An 18307-nucleotide genomic window follows, 5' to 3' on the forward strand; every position below is an offset into this window, starting at 1 on the left:
TCAGATCGAGGAATGCAATATGAAAACCCGGTTTATCCAATCCGCCGTTCAGCGTGCGCAACAGTCCAAGGCCGAGCTGCCCTTTGCCCGCGGCACCCGCCGCGCCGCAGCGATCGCGCGCCGCAAGCAAGCGGCCCCGCTGCGCAAGAGCGCCTGATAGCCACGCCAAGTCCCCCACGTGACAAGCCGTGCCCCTTGCCGAGGGCGCGGCTTTTGGCTGATGTCCGCTCCGATTCGCCAGCGTGCAGAATTGTGGCAGGCCGGTTTTCGCAGCCACGACAATCCAGCCGCATTCGCCGGGATTGGCCTGCCAGGGCCGCCCAATCGATGCAAGATTTTGACGGATCGACGGAATTCTGCTTCTTTGATCTCGTTGACTAGACGCAATCAGTCCGTCTGTCGTTGTCGGTGGGGGCCGGCGCGGATGTGACCCACACTCTGGGAGCATATCATGACGAGTCCCCTTTTGCCGTATCAGCGGCGCCTCTCCGCCACAGAGCGCATGCCGGTTACGGCAGTCCAACGCTTTGCCCGCGCCAGTGACCGGCCCCGACGCGACCTGCCGATGATGCGGCGCATGGAAGTGGCCGCGCTCAACGCCGATTTCTCCATCCAGGAACAGAGCTTTGCCGTGCCGCAGACCGATGTCTTCGAGCGCGCGGTGTCGGGTTTTGCCCGCGGCACCGTGCTGGCCACGCCGAACGGACCGGTGGCGATCGAGGATCTGCTGCCCGGCGACATGGTGCAGTCTTCCCAGGGGCCACAGCGGGTGCGCTGGATCGGTTCGGCGGCGATCATGCCCGGTCAGGCGCTGCCGGGCAGCATGCTTGACGGGTTGATCCGCGTCACCGCCGAGGCCTTTGGCGTCGGCCGGCCCGGCAGCGACGTCGTGCTGGGGCCGGGTGCCGCGATCCTGCACAACCCGCCGCAGTTCCGTGCCGCCACCGGCGAGGGCCATGTGCTGACGCCGGTGCAGGATTTCATCGACGGGGTGAGCGTCTTCAAGGTGACGCCGCCAAGCGCGGTCAAGATCTATCACCTGATGCTCGACCGGCATGCGGCGGTCCAGGCCGGGGGGCTCGAGGTCGAGAGCTATCACCCCGGCAGCGGCGCCGTGGGACGCATGGGCGAGAATGCGCAGCGGCTTTTCATGTCGCTCTTTCCCTTCCTGACGCATCCGCGCGACTTCGGAGCCCTCGGGTTTCCGCGGGTGGAACTGGAGATGCTCGAAGGCCTCCGGGTCGGTTAACGCAGGGTGAGCGTGGTGGCGCGGGTTTCCAGCGGGTCCGCGCCGCGCCGCAGCGTCACCGTCAGCCGGTAGTCGCCGGCCGGCCAGCCGCCGGCCTGCGCCTTGCGACCGGCGGCGCGAAACAGCGTCGCCTGCGGCTTCTCGATTGGCGCGTCATGGGCGATCACCCGGCCTTCGGGCCCGTCGATGACGATCCGCAGGACATCGCCGGCGCGCGCCCCGAAGGCATGGCCATAGCCCACCAGCGCGGTGTCGCGGCGTGGCGGTGTGTCATCGGCGCTGCCCTCGGTCACCGCCGCCAGATCGGGCACCTGCGCCGCAAAGCCGAGCGACAGGAGGCCGCCGGGGCGATAGGCGGGCGGGTCCAGCCAGAGCGTGGCGCCGCTGCCGCAACTGTCGGCGTTCTCGGGTGCAAAGGGATCGATCACCGTGCCGTTCCGGCGCAGGGTCATGTGCAGATGCGGAAACTGGGTGCGGCCGCTGAGCCCGATCTCGCCCAGCACCGTGCCGGCCGCGACCTCTTGGCCCTGGGTGACCGCGATGGTGCCCTGGCGCATGTGGCAATATTGGGTTTCCCAGCCATCGGCATGCCGGATGGCAACCCCGTTGCCGCAGTCCTTGCCCGCCAGATCACGGCCGTCGTGCAGCCGGTCGGCCACCCCGTCGCGGCGTGCGCGTACCACGCCCGGGGCGGCGGCGCGCACGCGCACGCCCTGGGCCATGGCCGCAAGCGTGGGCAGGGCGATGTCGGTGCCCTTGTGGCCGTCGTAACTCAGCCCCTGACAGGTGAAATCCCGCGCGCCGGGGCCGGGATCGTGATCGACATATTGCTGGATGTAGCAGGTCTCGCCCAGGGTGCAGTCCACCGGGAAGTCCAAAGAAAAGGGCTCAGCCGCCGCGAGGGAGGCCGAGCCCAGAAGGCAGGCGCAGAGCCTGCGGATCATTCCGCCGTCAGAAGCGGCGGTTTTTTCCCGGCGAGGCGCGGATTGTCCGGCCCGCTCATTTGCAGGTCGATCTTGCCGTCCTTGATCGCCACGCGGACGACGCCGCCCTTGGCCAGCTTGCCGAACAGAAGCTCTTCGGCCAGCGGCTTCTTGATGTGTTCCTGGATGACGCGGGCCAGCGGGCGGGCACCCATCTTGTCGTCATAGCCTTTCTCACCCAGCCATTCGGCCGCCGGCTTGGTCAGCTCGATGGTGACATTGCGGTCCATCAACTGCGCCTCGAGCTGCAACACGAACTTCTCGACCACCTGGGCGATGACCGATTTCGGCAGCGGCTTGAAGCTGATGACAGCGTCCAGCCGGTTGCGGAACTCGGGCGTGAAGGTGCGTTCGATCGCCGCCGTGTCCTCGCCCTCGCGCCGGTCGCGGCCAAAGCCGATGGCGGCCTTTGCCTGTTCGGAAGCGCCGGCATTCGAGGTCATGATCAGGATCACGTTGCGGAAATCCACTGTCCGGCCGTTGTGGTCGGTCAATGTGCCGTGGTCCATCACCTGGAGCAGGATGTTGTAGACATCCGGGTGCGCCTTTTCCATCTCGTCCAGCAGCAGCACGCAATGCGGGTGCTGATCGACGCCATCGGTCAACTGGCCGCCCTGGTCAAAGCCGACATAGCCCGGAGGCGCGCCGATCAGACGCGAGACCGCGTGTTTCTCCATGTATTCCGACATGTCGAAACGCAGCAGTTCGACGCCCAGCGTATCGGCGAGCTGTTTGGCCACCTCGGTCTTGCCGACGCCGGTGGGGCCGGCAAACAGGTAGTTGCCGATCGGCTTCTCCGGTTCGCGCAGGCCGGCGCGGGCCAGCTTGATCGCCGAAGAGAGCGCCACGATAGCATCATCCTGGCCAAAGACCACGCGCTTCAGGCTGGTTTCCAGATCCTTGAGCACCTCGGCATCGTCCTTGGAGACGTTTTTCGGCGGGATGCGCGCGATCTTGGCCACGACATCCTCGATCTCCTTGGTACCGATGGTCTTGCGACGGCGGCTCTCGACGATCAGATGCTGCGCCGCGCCGGCCTCATCGATTACGTCGATGGCCTTGTCGGGCAGTTTCCGGTCGGTGATGTAGCGCGCCGAGAGCTCCACCGCGGTCTTGATTGCGTCAGCGGTGTACTTGATGTGGTGGTGGTCCTCGAAATAGGGTTTCAACCCCTTGAGGATCTTGACCGAATCCTCGACCGAAGGTTCCACCACGTCGATCTTCTGGAACCGGCGGGCCAGCGCGCGGTCCTTCTCGAAGTGCTGGCGGAACTCCTTGTAGGTGGTCGAGCCCATGGTGCGCAGCTTGCCGCCTTGAAGCGCGGGCTTCAGCAGGTTGGAGGCATCCATCGCCCCGCCAGAGGTGGCGCCGGCGCCGATCACGGTGTGGATCTCGTCGATGAAGAGCACCGCGTTGGGATGTTCCTCAAGCTCATTGACCACCGCCTTGAGCCGTTCCTCGAAATCGCCGCGATAGCGGGTGCCGGCCAGGAGCGCGCCCATGTCGAGCGAATAGATCGTGGTGCCGGCAAGCACCTCGGGGGTTTCGCCGGCCTCGATCTTGCGTGCCAGACCTTCGGCGATGGCTGTCTTGCCGACGCCCGGATCGCCCACCAGAAGCGGGTTGTTCTTGCGCCGGCGGCAGAGCACCTGGATGCAGCGCTCGACCTCGCTCTCGCGGCCGATCAGCGGATCGACATCGCCAAGGCGGGCCTTTTCGTTCAGGTCGACGCAGTATTTGCCAAGCGCGCTTTCCTTCTGGTCGGCCTCGGGGGTGCTGTCGGTGGTCTGCTGGTCGTCGTCCATGTCCTGGGCGCCGGTCACCGGCCGGGCCTCGCCGTAGGCGGGATCCTTGGCGACACCATGGGCGATGAAATTCACCGCGTCATAGCGCGTCATGTCCTGCTCTTGCAGGAAATAGGCGGCGTTGGACTCGCGTTCCGCAAAGATCGCCACCAGCACGTTGGCGCCGGTCACCTCGGTGCGGCCCGAGCTCTGGACATGGATCGCGGCGCGCTGGATCACCCGCTGGAAGGCCGCCGTCGGAACCGCCTCCGACCCTTCGATGTCGGTCACCAGGTTCGACAGATCGGTGTCGACATATTCCACCAGCTTGGTGCGCAGCTCCTCGGTGTCGACCGAGCAGGCTTTCATCACCCGCGTCGCGTCGGGTTCGTCGATCAGCGCCAGAAGCAGATGCTCCAGCGTTGCGAATTCATGCGAGCGGCTGTTGGCCAGGGCCAGGGCCGCGTGGATCGCCTGTTCAAGCGTATTCGAGAATGAAGGCACTTTATTCGTGCTCCTTCTAATCTGTGTCGGCGGCGAAAGACGCCAAGCCAACCGTGGCCTCATAAGGTTAAAGTTTGGTCGATCTCAGGCCCGCTTCAAGTTTTTTCTTTGCGAACCCGCTCACATTTCCAAACACTGTGTGCACAGCGCCGTGATATGCGGCAGCGCGGCGAGGGCTAGGAAAAGCTGTCGCGACGCTTGCGTACCTCGGCAAAAACGGCCAGGGGATCACCGTCTGCCAGACCGACCGAGGCCTGAACCGCCGGGATATGGCAGCGCAGGAACGGGTTGGTTTCCAGCTCGAGTGCAAGGGGTGTGGGGACAGTGGCGCGCCCCGCTGCGCGCGCCGCCGCAATCTCGTCTCTGCGAGAGATAAGGCGGGAATTCTCCGGTTCAATGGTCAGGGCAAAGCGGACGTTGGTTTCGGCGTATTCATGGCCCGAACAGACGATTGTTTCCGGCGGCAGCACGGCCATCCGGCCCAGGCTGTCGAACATCTGCGCCGCGGTGCCTTCGAACAGCCGGCCACAGCCCAGGTGCATCAGGCTGTCCATCGTCACCAGGATGGCCGAGGTCGGCAGGTGGTAGGCGACATGGCCGGTGGTATGGCCCGGCACCTCGATCACCTCGACGCTTTCGCCGCCAAGCGGCACCACATCGCCCTGGCCGACCTGCTGGTCGAGCGAGGGCAGGCGGTGGGCATCGGCGGCGGCGCCGATGACCCGGGCCGGCGCCTTGGCCAGAAGATCGGCGGTGCCCTGCACGTGGTCGGGGTGATGGTGGGTCAGGAAGACATGGCTGAGGCGCCAGCCGCGCGCCTCCAGCGTCTCCAGGATCGGCCCGGCTTCGGGCACGTCGAACACCGCCGTTTCGCCGCTTTTGTCGTCGTGCACGAGATAGGCGTAATTGTCCGACAGACAGGGGATGGTCACAAGCTCAAGGGGCATGGCAATTCGCGGCTCCGTTGCTAGAGTGGCCCTCAAGTCTGACCCAAGCCGACGCGGATCGCAATGCACCTGGATGTACAGGACCTGAGGAATTTCTATTACCGCAGCGCGCTTGGCCGTGCGGCGCAGCGGGCGGTGAGCACCCGGATGCTGCGGCTCTGGCCCGAGGCCAAGGGCCAGACGGTGGCGGGCTTCGGATTTGCCGTGCCGCTGCTGCGGCCCTATCTGGCCGAGGCGCGCCGGGTCATGGCGCTGATGCCGGGGCCGCAGGGGGTGATGCGCTGGCCGGCCGGGATGCCCAATGTCTCGGTGCTGACCGAAGAAACCTCCTGGCCGGTCGAGACCGGGCGGATCGACAAGCTGGTGGTGATGCACGGGCTGGAAACCTCGGAGCGGCCCTCGGTGCTGCTCGAGGAATGCCATCGGGTGCTGGGGCCGGGGGGCAAGATCCTCTTTGTCGTGCCCAACCGCGCCGGGCTCTGGTCGCGCAGCGATGCCACGCCTTTCGGCTATGGCCGGCCCTACACGCAGAGCCAGCTCGAGACCCAGTTGCGCAGCCATGGCTTCATGCCGGAAAAACATGCCTCGGCGCTGTACCAGCCGCCGTCGCCACGGCGGTTCTGGATGAAGACCGGGCGGCTCTGGGAAAGTTCGGGCCAGCGCTTTGGCCTGCCGCTGCCCGCGGGGGTGCTGATGGTCGAGGCCTCCAAGCGCGTGCAGGCGCCGCATGACCCCGGTCTGCGGGTCCGGGTGCCCAGCCCGCTCGACGTCCTCAGCCCGAAGCCCGCAAAAGAGGCAAAGCCCGTTTAGGCGCTAACAGCGGAAAATCCACCCCGGGAATCGTCGCAGTTCACGAAAATGAAAGATTTTTGAGACGCTTGCAGGTGCGCATTCGGTCGCACATGCGGCAAGCTGCTGATAACACTTATTTATCCACGCGGCTTAAAAACCCTCAAGTATGTTGCGGGGTTGAGAAGGCTCTGCTACATCCGGCGTGATTTAGCGCCTTGAGAGATGTCAGGGCCGGGAAACGTCCCCGGACGCCACAGGAATGCGGCAAACCGGGGCCAGACAGTCGGAAGGGTGGACGTGTCCGAACCAGCTTCGATTTCCTCGGGTATTGCCGATCGCTATGCGTCGGCCGTGTTCGAGATTGCCAACGAGAACGGCACTATCGCCGAACTTGAAACCAGCCTCGACGATCTGGCTGCCGCACTCGACAGCAGCGAGGAACTGCGCGACCTGATCGGCAACCCGCTGTATTCCCGCGACGATCAGCAGAACGCCATCATCGCCATCGGTCAGAAGATGAAGCTCCTCCCGGTGCTCGTCAATACCATGGGCCTGATGGCGGCCAAGCGCCGCCTGTTCGTCCTGCCTCACCTGGTCGCCCGGCTGCGCGCCAAGATTGCCGCCCACAAGGGCGAAGTGACCGCGGATGTGACCAGCGCCACGGCCCTGAGCCCGGCGCAGGCCGATGCCCTGGCGGCATCGCTGAAGAAATCCGTGGGCAAGGATGTCAAAGTAAATGCGACCGTCGATGAGAGCCTCATCGGCGGTCTTGTTGTCAAGGTGGGCTCGAAGATGATCGATACCTCGATCCGCTCGAAGCTCAATTCCCTCCAGAATGCAATGAAAGAGGTCGGATAAATGGGTATCCAAGCAGCCGAGATTTCTGCGATCCTAAAGGAGCAGATCCAAAACTTCGGGCAAGAAGCCGAAGTCGCCGAAGTGGGCCGCGTGCTCAGCGTCGGTGACGGTATCGCGCGGGTCTATGGCCTCGACAGCATCCAGGCGGGTGAAATGGTCGAGTTCCCCGGCGGCATCATGGGCATGGCGCTGAACCTCGAGACCGACAACGTCGGTGTGGTGATCTTCGGTTCCGACCGGGACATCAAGGAAGGCGACACCGTCAAGCGCACCAATTCGATCGTGGACGTCCCCGCCGGCCCCGAGCTGCTCGGCCGCGTGGTCGACGGCCTCGGCAACCCTCTGGACGGCAAGGGCCCGATCAAGGCGTCCGAGCGTCGCATCGCCGACGTCAAGGCGCCGGGCATCATCCCGCGTAAATCCGTGCATGAACCGATGGCGACCGGCCTCAAGGCCGTCGACTCGATGATCCCGATCGGTCGTGGCCAGCGCGAGCTGATCATTGGCGACCGTCAGACCGGCAAGACCGCCGTCGCGCTCGACGCGGTTCTGAACCAGAAATCCTACAACGACGCCGCCGGCGATGACGACAGCAAGAAGCTGTACTGCGTCTATGTCGCGATCGGCCAGAAGCGGTCCACCGTGGCGCAGCTGGTGAAGCGTCTCGAGGAATCTGGCGCCATCGACTATTCGATCGTCGTCGCCGCGACCGCCTCCGACCCGGCGCCGATGCAGTTCCTGGCGCCCTATGCCGCGACCGCAATGGCCGAGTACTTCCGTGACAACGGCAAGCACGCGCTGATCATCTACGATGACCTCTCCAAACAAGCCGTGTCCTACCGCCAGATGTCGCTGCTGCTGCGTCGTCCGCCGGGCCGTGAAGCCTATCCGGGTGACGTTTTCTACCTCCACTCGCGCCTGCTCGAGCGTTCGGCCAAGCTGAACGAGGACAACGGCGCCGGCTCGCTGACCGCGCTGCCGATCATCGAAACCCAGGGTGGTGACGTTTCGGCCTTTATTCCGACCAACGTGATCTCGATCACCGACGGCCAGATCTTCCTTGAGACCGAGCTGTTCTATCAGGGCATCCGCCCCGCCGTGAACACCGGTCTGTCGGTCTCGCGGGTGGGTTCGTCCGCTCAGACCAACGCGATGAAATCGGTCGCCGGTCCGGTGAAACTGGAACTCGCTCAGTACCGCGAAATGGCGGCCTTTGCGCAGTTCGGTTCCGACCTCGACGCCGCGACCCAGCAGCTGCTGAACCGTGGTGCGCGTCTGACCGAGCTGATGAAGCAGCCGCAGTATTCGCCGCTGACCAACGCCGAAATCGTCTGCGTGATCTTCGCCGGCACCAAAGGCTACCTCGACAAGATCAAGGTGTCCGAAGTGGGCCGCTTCGAGAAGGGCCTGCTGCAACACCTGCGTTCCAAGCACGCCGATCTTCTGGATTACATCACCGAAGAAGACCCGAAGATCAAAGGTGAAGCCGAGGACAAGATCCGCGCCGCACTGGACGAATTCGCCGCCGACTTCGCATAAGGAGATAAGGCTATGCCAAATCTCAAGGACTTGAAAAACAGGATCGAGTCGGTCAAGTCGACCCGCAAGATCACCAAGGCCATGCAGATGGTGGCCGCCGCGAAACTGCGGCGGGCACAGGAAGCGGCCGAGATGGCGCGCCCCTATGCCGAACGGTTCAATGCCGTGATGGCCGGGCTCGCCCAATCGGTGGGTGACAGCGACAGCGCGCCCAAGCTTCTGTCGGGCACCGGCAGTGACGACGTGCATCTGCTCGTCGTCATGACCGCCGAGCGCGGCCTCTGCGGTGGCTTCAACGGCAATATCGCCAAGCTGGCCAAGACCCGCGCCCGGGAGCTTCTCGACAAGGGCAAGACGGTCAAGATCCTGACCGTCGGCAAGAAGGGCCGCGACGTGCTCAAACGCGACTTCGGCGACCATCTGGTCGGCCATGTCGATCTGAGCGAGGTCAAACGCGTCGGCTATGTCAACGCGCAGGAGATCGCCAAGGACGTTCTCGGCCGCTTCGATGCGGGCGAGTTCGATGTGGCGACGCTGTTCTATTCGAAGTTCCAGAACGTGGTGACCCAGATTCCCACGGCGCAACAGATCATCCCCGCCAGCTTCGAGGCTGACGAGGACGGTGAAGAGACGGGCACCAGCACGCTCTACGATTACGAGCCCAGCGAAGAGGCCATCCTGGCCGATTTGCTGCCGCGCGGGGTGGCCACCCAGATCTTTGCCGGTCTGCTGGAAAACGCCGCGTCGGAGCAGGGCGCGCGGATGTCCGCCATGGACAACGCGACGCGCAATGCCGGCGACATGATCGACAAGCTGACCATCGAGTACAACCGCTCGCGTCAGGCCGTCATCACCAATGAACTGATCGAAATTATCTCGGGCGCGGAAGCGCTCTAAGAACCGGAGACGAAACATGGCAAACGCAACTGGCAAAGTGACTCAGGTCATCGGCGCCGTGGTCGACGTGCAGTTCGACGACCATCTGCCGGCGATTCTGAACGCGCTGACCACCGACAACAACGGCAACCGTCTGGTTCTGGAAGTGGCACAGCACCTGGGCGAAAACACCGTCCGCACCATCGCGATGGACGCGACCGAAGGTCTGGTCCGGGGTCAGGAAGTGGTTGACACCGACGGCCCGATCTCGGTGCCGGTGGGCAACGCCACCCTGGGCCGCATCCTCAACGTCGTGGGCGAGCCCGTGGACGAAGGCGGCCCGGTCTCGGCCTCCGAGACCCGCGCCATCCACCAGCCGGCGCCGGAGTTCTCCGAGCAGTCGACCGAGTCGGAAATCCTCGTCACCGGCATCAAGGTCGTCGACCTGCTGGCCCCCTACGCAAAAGGCGGCAAGATCGGCCTCTTCGGCGGCGCCGGCGTGGGAAAGACCGTTCTCATCATGGAACTGATCAACAACATCGCCAAGGTGCACTCGGGCTACTCCGTGTTCGCCGGTGTTGGTGAACGGACCCGTGAGGGCAACGACCTCTACCACGAGATGATCGAATCCAACGTCATCAAGCCCGACAATCTGGAAGAGAGCCAGGTGGCACTGGTCTACGGCCAGATGAACGAGCCTCCGGGGGCGCGTGCCCGTGTTGCGCTGACCGGCCTGACCCTGGCCGAGCAGTTCCGCGACCAGTCCGGGACCGACGTTCTGTTCTTCGTCGACAACATCTTCCGCTTCACCCAGGCGGGCTCCGAGGTGTCGGCGCTTCTGGGCCGTATTCCTTCGGCGGTGGGCTACCAGCCGACGCTGGCCACCGACATGGGCGCGATGCAGGAACGCATCACCTCGACCAAGCAGGGCTCGATCACATCGATCCAGGCCGTCTACGTTCCCGCGGACGACCTGACCGACCCGGCACCGGCAACCACCTTTGCCCACCTCGACGCCACGACCGTTCTGTCGCGCGCCATTTCCGAGCTGGGCATCTACCCGGCGGTGGATCCGCTGGACAGCTCGTCGCGCCTGATGGACCCGGCGATCGTGGGTGAAGAGCACTACAAGGTGGCCTCGGATGTGCAGAACATCCTCCAGCGCTACAAGTCGCTTCAGGACATCATCGCCATCCTCGGCATGGACGAACTGTCGGAAGAGGACAAGCTGACCGTGGCCCGCGCCCGGAAGATCCAGCGGTTCCTGTCGCAGCCGTTCGACGTGGCGAAGGTCTTCACCGGCTCCGACGGTGTGCAGGTGCCGCTCGAGGACACGATCTCGTCCTTCAAGGCGGTTGTCGCCGGCGAATACGATCACCTGCCCGAAGGCGCCTTCTACATGGTTGGCGGCATCGAAGAGGTGAAAGCCAAAGCCGAGAAGATGGCTGCCGACGCGGCCTGAGGAAACGGCCGGTCGCCCCGATGAGGGCCCGCAGGGGCCCGCAAAGGGGCGACCTCTCCAAAGGAGAAGAACATGGCAGACGAAATGCAATTCGACCTGGTCAGCCCCGAGCGGAGCCTCGCTTCGCAAAAGGTGACCGCGGTCCAGATCCCCGGTGCCGACGGTGACATGACGGCAATGGCCGATCACGCGCCGACCATCACCACGCTGCGCCCCGGCGTTCTGCGGATCGAGGGGGCCGAGACGGCGGAATATGTCGTCACCGGCGGCTTCGCCCAGATCAAGGCCGACGGCGTGACCGTGCTGGCCGAACGCGCGATCCCGCGTGCCGACATGACGCAGGAGCTGCTCGACGAGATGATCGCCGAAGCCGCCTCCGTGCACAAATCGGCCAAAGAGGCGAAAGAGCCCGACAGCAACGCCGTCGACGACGCGGTCAAGCTGGTGGCGGACATGGTCGCCATGGGCGGCGAGATCGGCCTGTCCTCGCAACAGCCGAGCCTCTGAGCCGCACCGGCCCGAGAGTTTGAAACGGCGCGCCTCCGGGCGCGCCGTTTGGGTTTCCGGCGCCCCGCGCGCGGGACCTGATCCGGGGCCCCCGGCGTGCGGCAGGAGGTCCCGGGGCGGGCCCGGGACGGGCGGGGCATGTGGGCAAAGGGCGCCGCACAAAGGCTTTCCTTCCGGGCGTCGCGGCTATATTCAGGGCGGCGAAACCGACACGGGGTGCAGCATGTCCAACGATCTTTTCAATTCCTTCATGACCGGCCCCGACGAAAAGGGCCGCTTCGGCAATTACGGCGGCCGCTTCGTCTCGGAAACGCTGATGCCGCTGATCCTGTCGCTGGAAGAGGAATACGAAAAGGCCAAGACCGACCAGAGTTTCTGGGACGAGATGGACCACCTGTGGAAACACTACGTCGGCCGGCCGAGCCCGCTCTATTTCGCCGAGGGTCTGACCGAGCGCCTGGGCGGTGCCAAGGTCTATCTCAAGCGGGACGAGCTGAACCACACCGGCGCGCACAAGATCAACAACGTGCTGGGTCAGATCCTGCTGGCGCGGCGCATGGGCAAGACCCGGATCATCGCCGAGACCGGCGCCGGCCAGCATGGGGTGGCAACGGCGACGGTCTGTGCCAAGTTCGGGCTGAAATGCGTGGTCTACATGGGTGCGCATGACGTCGAGCGGCAGAAGCCCAACGTCTTCCGCATGCGGCTCCTGGGCGCCGAGGTGGTGCCGGTGACCTCCGGCCGCGGCACGCTGAAGGATGCAATGAACGACGCACTGCGCGACTGGGTCACCAATGTGCGCGACACCTTCTACTGCATCGGCACCGTCGCCGGGCCGCACCCGTACCCGGCGATGGTGCGTGATTTCCAGGCGATCATCGGCAAGGAAGCCAAGGAGCAGATCCTCGAGGCCGAGGGCCGTCTGCCCGACACGATCATCGCCGCCATCGGCGGCGGGTCGAACGCCATGGGACTGTTCTATCCCTTCCTCGACGACAAGGATGTGCGCATCATTGGCGTCGAGGCCGGCGGCAAGGGGGTGACCGAGAAGATGGAGCATTGCGCCTCGCTCACCGGCGGCCGGCCCGGCGTGCTGCATGGCAACCGCACCTATCTGTTGCAGGATGACGACGGGCAGATCCTCGAGGGCTATTCCATTTCCGCCGGGCTCGACTATCCCGGCATCGGGCCGGAGCATTCCTGGCTGCATGACACCAAGCGCGCCGAATATGTGGCGATCACCGACAAGGAGGCGCTGGCGGCCTTCCAGCTCTGCTGCGCCGCCGAAGGCATCATCCCGGCGCTCGAGCCCAGCCATGCGCTGGCGCATGTGATGAAGATCGCGCCGGAGCTGCCCCGGGACCACCTGATCGTCATGAACATGTGCGGCCGTGGCGACAAGGACATCTTTGCGGTGGCCAAGCATCTGGGTTTCGACATGGAAGAGGCCGACTGAGGCCTGCGGGCCGGCGGCGACCGCCCCGGCAGGTTTCGCGGCCGGCCTTGACGGAGGGTGTCGGGGGCTTCGCCCCCCGGCCTGCGGCCGCCCCCCAGGATATTTCCGGCCAGAAGAAGCACCGGATCCGCCAGAGCGCGGTGGTGCTGGCTCTGGCCCCTTGTGCCGGCCTGCGTTAAAGGGAGCGAAACGGTTTTTCGGGGACGCTCATGACACGCCACCTCATCACATCTGCCATTCCCTATATCAACGGGATCAAGCATCTGGGCAATCTCATCGGCTCCCAGCTGCCGGCCGATCTCTTTGCCCGCTACCAGCGTGCCCGCGGGCAGGAGGTGATGTTTCTCTGCGCCACCGACGAACACGGCACCCCGGCCGAACTCGCCGCGGCCAAGGCGGGCCAGCCGGTGGCGGACTATTGCGCCGAGATGCATGGCGTGCAGGCCGAGATCGCCCGCGGTTTCCGCCTCAGCTTCGATCACTTCGGCCGCTCCTCGAGCCCGCAGAACCGTCGGCTGACTCAGCATTTCGCCGGCCGGCTGGCCGAGGCCGGGCTGATCCGCGAGGTCAGCGAGAAACAGGTCTATTCGAACGCCGACGGCCGGTTCCTGCCCGACCGCTACATCGAGGGCACCTGTCCGAACTGCGGCTACGACCGTGCCCGGGGCGACCAATGCGAGAATTGCACCAAGCAGCTCGACCCGACCGATCTTGTCGAGCCGCGCAGCGCGATTTCCGGCTCCACCGATCTCGAGGTGCGCGAGACCAAGCACCTCTACCTGTGCCAATCCGGCATGCGCGACCAGCTGAACGACTGGATCGACAGCAAGGCGGATTGGCCGATCCTGACCACCTCGATCGCCAGGAAATGGCTGAACGACGGCGACGGTTTGCAGGATCGCGGTATCACCCGCGATCTGGATTGGGGCATTCCGGTGAAAAAAGGCGATGCCGACTGGCCCGGCATGGAAGGCAAGGTCTTTTACGTCTGGTTCGACGCGCCGATCGAATATATCGCCTGCGCCGGCGAATGGGCCGAGGCCAGCGGCAAATCCGAGGCCGACTGGGAGCGCTGGTGGCGCACCGACAAGGGCGCCGCGGATGTGCGCTATACCCAGTTCATGGGCAAGGACAATGTGCCGTTCCACACCCTGAGCTTTCCGGCAACGATCCTGGGTTCGGGCGAGGACTGGAAGCTGGTCGATTACATCAAGTCGTTCAACTACCTCAATTACGACGGCGGCCAGTTCTCGACCTCGCAGGGCCGGGGGGTCTTCATGGATCAGGCGCTGGCGATCCTGCCCTCGGACTACTGGCGCTGGTGGTTGCTGAGCCATGCGCCGGAAAGCTCCGATGCCGAGTTCACCTGGGAGAACTTTCAGGCCTCGGTCAACAAGGACCTCGCCGATGTGCTGGGCAACTTCGTCAGCCGGGTGACGAAATTCTGCCGCTCGAAGTTCGGCGAAGCGGTGCCGGAGGGGGGCGGCTGGGGGCCGCGCGAAGACGCGCTGATCGACGATTTGACCCGCCGCCTGCGCGCCTATGAGGCGCATATGGAGGCCATCGAGGTGCGCAAGGCGGCGCAGGAGCTGCGCGCTATCTGGGTTGCGGGGAACGAATACCTTCAGGATGCGGCGCCCTGGTCGACCTTCAAGCAGGACCCGGAGGCGGCGGCGGCGCAGATTCGGCTGGCGCTGAATCTGATCCGGTTTTACGCGGTGATTTCGAGCCCGTTCATTCCCGATGCCTGCGACCAGCTGATGCTGGCGATGCAGAGCGACGACACCGCCTGGCCCGAAGACGTCAAAGCCGCGCTCGAGGGGCTTGCGCCCGGCCACGGCTTCAGCGTGCCGGATGTGACCTTTCGCAAGATCGCCGACGACGAGCGCGTGGCGTGGCAGGAGAAATTTGCCGGCACCCGCGACTGACGGCAGCTGTCGCGGGTGCCCGGGAAACGATCGTCAAGATCGGCCGCGCGATCAACGCGGCGCAGGAAAAAGGCCCGCCGGTGCGCACCGGCGGGCCTTTTCCGTCGCATATGCGGGCGCGCTCAGGCGGCCTTGATCTCGACCAGCTCGATGGCGAACGTCAGATCCTTGCCGGCCAGCGGGTGATTGGCGTCCAGTGTCACCTGTTCGTCGGTCACCTCGATCACGGTCACGGGCATTGCCTGGCCGGTGGGCGTCTGCACCTGCAACTGGGTGCCGATGTCGAGCGGGATGTCGGCCGGAATATCGGCGCGCGGCACCGCCTGGCGGGCGTTGGGATCGGCCTGGCCATAGGCTTCGTCGGCGGGCACGTCGACAACCTTCTTGTCGCCCACTTCCATGCCCGGGATGGCCTTGTCGAGACCCGGAATGATCTGGCCGGAGCCGACGGTGAATTCCAGCGGATCGCGCCCTTGCGAGCTGTCGAAGGTGGCACCGTCGGCAAGGGTTCCGGTATAGTGAATGGCAACGGTGTCGCCCGATTTGACCTGGGTCATGAAAGCTCCGAGATATGGGGGAATGAGAAGGGGAGGCCGCCGCTCTGACGGGTGCTCCGGGTTTATGACGCGACACCCTAGCGTTTTGCGCCCGGATTGGCAAACAGACGGCTGGCCCCCGGTTTGAGCGAGCTGCGGCGACCCGGCCCGCAGCTCGTGCGTATCGTCGAAGTTGACGGCGCAGGGGGATACGATTTTCGTGGTCCGTCGAGCATTTCAGCCTGCCGGCCTGAAACCGGCGCCGCAGGGCTGGCAATTGCCGGCCCTATCGGCATGATGGCCGCATTCACGCACGACGGAAGGCGCCACCATGACCATCACAACCTGCATCTTCGACGCCTATGGCACCTTGTTCGACGTGGCCGCCGCCGCGCGGCTTGCCGCCGAAGAGCCCGGACAGGACGATTGGGCCGCGAAATGGCCGGCGCTGGCCGCCGACTGGCGGGCGAAACAGCTACAATACACCTGGCTGCGCGCGATCACCGGCGAGCATTGCGATTTCTGGCAGGTCACCCGCGACGGGCTCGACTGGGCGCTGGAACGGCAGGAGCTTGACGGCAATCCCGAGCTGCGTGAGCGGCTTCTGGCGCTGTACTGGGAGCTTCAGGCCTATCCCGAGGTGCCCGAGATGCTGGCGGCGCTGAAATCCGCCGGGCTGAACACCGCGATCCTGTCGAACGGATCGCCCGACATGCTGAACGGCGCGGTGGGCAGCGCCGGGCTGGAGGCGCTGCTCGACGATGTGCTCTCGGTCGAGAGCGTCGGCATCTTCAAGCCGGCCCGCCAGGTCTATGATCTTGTCGGCCAGCGGTTCGGCTGCACGCCGGAGCAGGTGCTGTTTGTCTCGTCGAACGGCTGGGACGCGGCCGGGGCCTCGGGCTATGGCTTCCGCACCGTCTGGGTCAACCGTGCGGGCGAGCCGGTGGACCGGCTGCCGGCCCGCCCCGGCGAGGTGCTGAGCGATCTGACCCGTATCCCCGATCTCGCAGGGGCCTGAAATGGCGACTTTCACCACCTCCGACGGGCTGTCGCTCTATTACGACGACCGGGGCGAGGGCCTGCCGCTGCTCTGTCTTTCGGGGCTGACCCGCGACAGCCGCGACTTCGAATATGTCATGCCGCATCTGACCGGCTGTCGGGTCATCCGGCTGGATTATCGCGGCCGCGGCAAGTCCGATTTCGCCGAAGACGCGCTGAGCTACACGATTCCGCGCGAGGCGCAGGATGTGCTGGAGCTGCTGGCGCATCTCGGGCTGGCGCGCGTGGCGGTGCTGGGCACCTCGCGCGGCGGTCTGGTGGCAATGGCGCTGGCGATGGGCGCGCCGGATGCGCTCATCGGAGTGGCGCTGAACGACATCGGGCCGGCGATCGCGCCCGCGGGGCTCGAGGTGATCATGGGCTATCTCGGCCGGCAGCCGGTGTGGAAAACCTATGACGAAGCCGCCGCCGCCCGACCCGGGGTGATGGCCGGCTTTGCCAATGTGCCCGAGCGCCGCTGGCGCGCCGAGGTCGAGAAGTTCTATGACCAGACCGACGATGGCCTCAGGATCACCTATGACCCGAAGCTGCGCGACGCGGTGATTGCCGCCGGGGCGCAGCCGGTGCCCGACCTCTGGCCGATGTTCGATGCGCTGGAGGGCAAGCCGCTGGCACTCATCCGTGGCGCCAATTCCGATCTGCTGTCACCCGAGACCCTGGCCGAGATGCAGGCCCGCCGGCCCGATGCGCATGTTGCGGTGGTGCCCGACCGCGGCCATGTGCCGTTTCTCGATGAGCCCGAGGCGCTGACCGCGCTGGGCGCCTGGCTGAAGGACATGGCATGAATATCGACCGGATCAACGCCGCCCACGCCCGCATTTCGGGGGCGATCCGCCGCACGCCGCTGCTCTCGGCGCCGCTGCTGGACGAGATCGCCGGCCGCCGGGTGCTGGTCAAGCCGGAGTGTCTGCAACTCACCGGAAGCTTCAAGTTTCGCGGCGGCATGTCGGCGGTTTCGGCGCTGCCGCAAGAGCTGCGCGCCCGCGGCGTCATTGCCTTCTCTTCGGGCAATCATGCCCAGGGCGTGGCGCTGGCCGCGCGGCGGTTCGGCGTGCCTGCGGTGATCATCATGCCGTCCGACGCGCCGCAGATGAAGATCGCCAACACCCGGGCCTATGGCGCCGAGGTGGTGCTCTACGACCGCGGCCGCGAAGACCGCGACGAACTCGGTGCGCGGCTTTCGTCCGAGCGCGGGCTGACCCTGATCCGCCCCTTCGACGAACCCGAGGTGATTGCCGGGCAGGGCACCTGCGGGCTGGAGATCGCCGAACAGGCGGCCGAACTGGGCATTGCCGAGGCCGAGGTGCTGGTCTGTTGCGGCGGCGGCGGGCTGACTTCGGGCATCGCCCTTGCGCTCGAGGCGAAGGCCCCCGGCCTGCGCGCCCGCCCGGTCGAGCCGGAGGGCTATGACGACACCGCCCGGTCGCTGCGCTCGGGCACGCGCGAGCGCAACCGGTCCGAGGCCGGCGGGCTTTGCGATGCCATCCTGACGCCAAGTCCCGGCCAGCTCACCTTTCCGATCATGAATCGGCTCTGCGGCCCCGGCCTGGTGGTGAGCGAGGAGGACGCCCTGCGGGCCATGGCGCTGACCTTTGCCCATCTCAAGCTGGTGGCCGAACCCGGCGGCGCGGTGGCGCTGGCGGCGGCGCTCTTTCATGGCACGGAGCTCGCGGGCGACACGGTGATCTGCACCATCTCGGGCGGCAATGTCGATCCGCAGGTCTTTGCGCGGGCGCTGGAGCGGGGGCCGGGCTGAAGCCGGGCCTACGGCCGCAAACGGGGCTTGCGCGCCGCGGCGGCGGGTGCTTCCCTCGGCCTGGAGCCATG

The 18307-nt window shown here is 65.6% G+C and carries 17 protein-coding genes; 13 read left to right on the forward strand and 4 right to left on the reverse strand.

The genetic code is table 11. From position 1 onward, the window contains the following. Positions 1-19 precede the first annotated feature (19 nt). The gene (locus PVW49_RS06465) at positions 20-157 is read left to right on the forward strand and encodes a hypothetical protein (protein WP_158499006.1); all 138 of its coding nucleotides are present in this window, start codon (positions 20-22) and stop codon (positions 155-157) included. Positions 158-451: 294 nt separating this feature from the next. After that, on the forward strand, positions 452-1249 hold the full coding sequence (locus tag PVW49_RS06470) for a Hint domain-containing protein (protein WP_274590154.1): 798 nt from the start codon (positions 452-454) through the stop codon (positions 1247-1249). Here PVW49_RS06470 and PVW49_RS06475 read toward each other — a convergent pair. From PVW49_RS06475 to gloB, 3 genes are all read right to left on the reverse strand, one after another. Next, on the reverse strand, positions 1246-2115 hold the full coding sequence (locus tag PVW49_RS06475) for a M23 family metallopeptidase (protein WP_274590155.1): 870 nt from the start codon (positions 2113-2115) through the stop codon (positions 1246-1248). The two genes, PVW49_RS06470 and PVW49_RS06475, sit on opposite strands and share 4 nt — an antisense overlap. Before the next feature lie 74 nt (positions 2116-2189). Next, positions 2190-4520 (reverse strand): ATP-dependent Clp protease ATP-binding subunit ClpA, encoded by a 2331-nt coding sequence (gene clpA, locus PVW49_RS06480; protein WP_048529814.1) that lies wholly within the window; start codon positions 4518-4520, stop codon positions 2190-2192. A gap of 176 nt (positions 4521-4696) precedes the next feature. Further along, a complete protein-coding gene (gloB, locus tag PVW49_RS06485) occupies positions 4697-5467 on the reverse strand; it encodes a hydroxyacylglutathione hydrolase (RefSeq protein ID WP_274590156.1) in 771 nt (256 codons plus the stop codon). A gap of 63 nt (positions 5468-5530) precedes the next feature. Between gloB and PVW49_RS06490 the strand changes: the two genes are divergently transcribed. From PVW49_RS06490 to metG, 8 genes are all read left to right on the forward strand, one after another. After that, the gene (locus PVW49_RS06490) at positions 5531-6277 is read left to right on the forward strand and encodes a methyltransferase domain-containing protein (RefSeq protein ID WP_048529818.1); all 747 of its coding nucleotides are present in this window, start codon (positions 5531-5533) and stop codon (positions 6275-6277) included. 273 nt (positions 6278-6550) lie between these two features. Then, complete coding sequence (locus PVW49_RS06495) at positions 6551-7117, forward strand: F0F1 ATP synthase subunit delta (protein WP_048529820.1); 567 nt, start codon at positions 6551-6553, stop codon at positions 7115-7117. Next, positions 7118-8656: a F0F1 ATP synthase subunit alpha gene (atpA, locus tag PVW49_RS06500; RefSeq protein ID WP_048529822.1), complete on the forward strand. Its 1539-nt coding sequence runs from the start codon at positions 7118-7120 to the stop codon at positions 8654-8656. A 12-nt stretch (positions 8657-8668) separates the two neighbouring features. After that, a complete protein-coding gene (locus PVW49_RS06505; RefSeq protein WP_048529824.1) occupies positions 8669-9553 on the forward strand; it encodes a F0F1 ATP synthase subunit gamma in 885 nt (294 codons plus the stop codon). Positions 9554-9569: 16 nt separating this feature from the next. After that, a complete protein-coding gene (atpD, locus tag PVW49_RS06510) occupies positions 9570-10994 on the forward strand; it encodes a F0F1 ATP synthase subunit beta (RefSeq protein WP_048529828.1) in 1425 nt (474 codons plus the stop codon). 72 nt (positions 10995-11066) lie between these two features. After that, the gene (locus tag PVW49_RS06515) at positions 11067-11501 is read left to right on the forward strand and encodes a F0F1 ATP synthase subunit epsilon (protein WP_048529829.1); all 435 of its coding nucleotides are present in this window, start codon (positions 11067-11069) and stop codon (positions 11499-11501) included. A 223-nt stretch (positions 11502-11724) separates the two neighbouring features. Continuing rightward, positions 11725-12957 carry a tryptophan synthase subunit beta gene (gene trpB, locus PVW49_RS06520; protein WP_048529830.1) on the forward strand — a complete coding sequence of 411 codons (1233 nt, stop codon included), beginning with the start codon at positions 11725-11727 and terminating at the stop codon, positions 12955-12957. Between the two features lie 209 nt (positions 12958-13166). Then, on the forward strand, positions 13167-14885 hold the full coding sequence (gene metG / locus PVW49_RS06525) for a methionine--tRNA ligase (RefSeq protein WP_274590157.1): 1719 nt from the start codon (positions 13167-13169) through the stop codon (positions 14883-14885). Between the two features lie 122 nt (positions 14886-15007). Here metG and PVW49_RS06530 read toward each other — a convergent pair whose 3' ends face one another. After that, on the reverse strand, positions 15008-15442 hold the full coding sequence (locus tag PVW49_RS06530; RefSeq protein ID WP_048529833.1) for an FKBP-type peptidyl-prolyl cis-trans isomerase: 435 nt from the start codon (positions 15440-15442) through the stop codon (positions 15008-15010). A 310-nt stretch (positions 15443-15752) separates the two neighbouring features. Here PVW49_RS06530 and PVW49_RS06535 point away from each other — a divergent pair, with 310 nt between their 5' ends. The 3 genes from PVW49_RS06535 to PVW49_RS06545 are packed head-to-tail and all read left to right on the forward strand — an operon-like array spanning position 15753 to position 18236. Further along, a complete protein-coding gene (locus PVW49_RS06535) occupies positions 15753-16439 on the forward strand; it encodes a haloacid dehalogenase type II (protein WP_048529835.1) in 687 nt (228 codons plus the stop codon). A gap of 1 nt (position 16440) precedes the next feature. Further along, positions 16441-17265 (forward strand): alpha/beta fold hydrolase, encoded by an 825-nt coding sequence (locus PVW49_RS06540; RefSeq protein ID WP_274565673.1) that lies wholly within the window; start codon positions 16441-16443, stop codon positions 17263-17265. Continuing rightward, a complete protein-coding gene (locus PVW49_RS06545; protein ID WP_274565672.1) occupies positions 17262-18236 on the forward strand; it encodes a threonine ammonia-lyase in 975 nt (324 codons plus the stop codon). Before PVW49_RS06540 ends, PVW49_RS06545 begins: the two co-directional genes overlap by 4 nt. Positions 18237-18307 lie beyond the last annotated feature (71 nt).

Source organism: Marinovum sp. PR37 (assembly GCF_028807375.1).
In the GTDB taxonomy this organism is placed as follows: domain Bacteria; phylum Pseudomonadota; class Alphaproteobacteria; order Rhodobacterales; family Rhodobacteraceae; genus Marinovum; species Marinovum algicola.

Bases quoted from the DNA above. Each gene is read 5' to 3' on its own strand.
- PVW49_RS06465 (WP_158499006.1), top strand. From the start codon at position 20: ATGAAAACCCGGTTTATCCAATCCGCCGTTCAGCGTGCGCAACAGTCC.
- PVW49_RS06470 (WP_274590154.1), top strand. From the start codon at position 452: ATGACGAGTCCCCTTTTGCCGTATCAGCGGCGCCTCTCCGCCACAGAG.
- gloB (WP_274590156.1), bottom strand. From the start codon at position 5,467: ATGCCCCTTGAGCTTGTGACCATCCCCTGTCTGTCGGACAATTACGCC.
- PVW49_RS06490 (WP_048529818.1), top strand. From the start codon at position 5,531: ATGCACCTGGATGTACAGGACCTGAGGAATTTCTATTACCGCAGCGCG.
- atpA (WP_048529822.1), top strand. From the start codon at position 7,118: ATGGGTATCCAAGCAGCCGAGATTTCTGCGATCCTAAAGGAGCAGATC.
- PVW49_RS06505 (WP_048529824.1), top strand. From the start codon at position 8,669: ATGCCAAATCTCAAGGACTTGAAAAACAGGATCGAGTCGGTCAAGTCG.
- atpD (WP_048529828.1), top strand. From the start codon at position 9,570: ATGGCAAACGCAACTGGCAAAGTGACTCAGGTCATCGGCGCCGTGGTC.
- PVW49_RS06515 (WP_048529829.1), top strand. From the start codon at position 11,067: ATGGCAGACGAAATGCAATTCGACCTGGTCAGCCCCGAGCGGAGCCTC.
- trpB (WP_048529830.1), top strand. From the start codon at position 11,725: ATGTCCAACGATCTTTTCAATTCCTTCATGACCGGCCCCGACGAAAAG.
- metG (WP_274590157.1), top strand. From the start codon at position 13,167: ATGACACGCCACCTCATCACATCTGCCATTCCCTATATCAACGGGATC.
- PVW49_RS06530 (WP_048529833.1), bottom strand. From the start codon at position 15,442: ATGACCCAGGTCAAATCGGGCGACACCGTTGCCATTCACTATACCGGA.
- PVW49_RS06535 (WP_048529835.1), top strand. From the start codon at position 15,753: ATGACCATCACAACCTGCATCTTCGACGCCTATGGCACCTTGTTCGAC.
- PVW49_RS06540 (WP_274565673.1), top strand. From the start codon at position 16,441: ATGGCGACTTTCACCACCTCCGACGGGCTGTCGCTCTATTACGACGAC.
- PVW49_RS06545 (WP_274565672.1), top strand. From the start codon at position 17,262: ATGAATATCGACCGGATCAACGCCGCCCACGCCCGCATTTCGGGGGCG.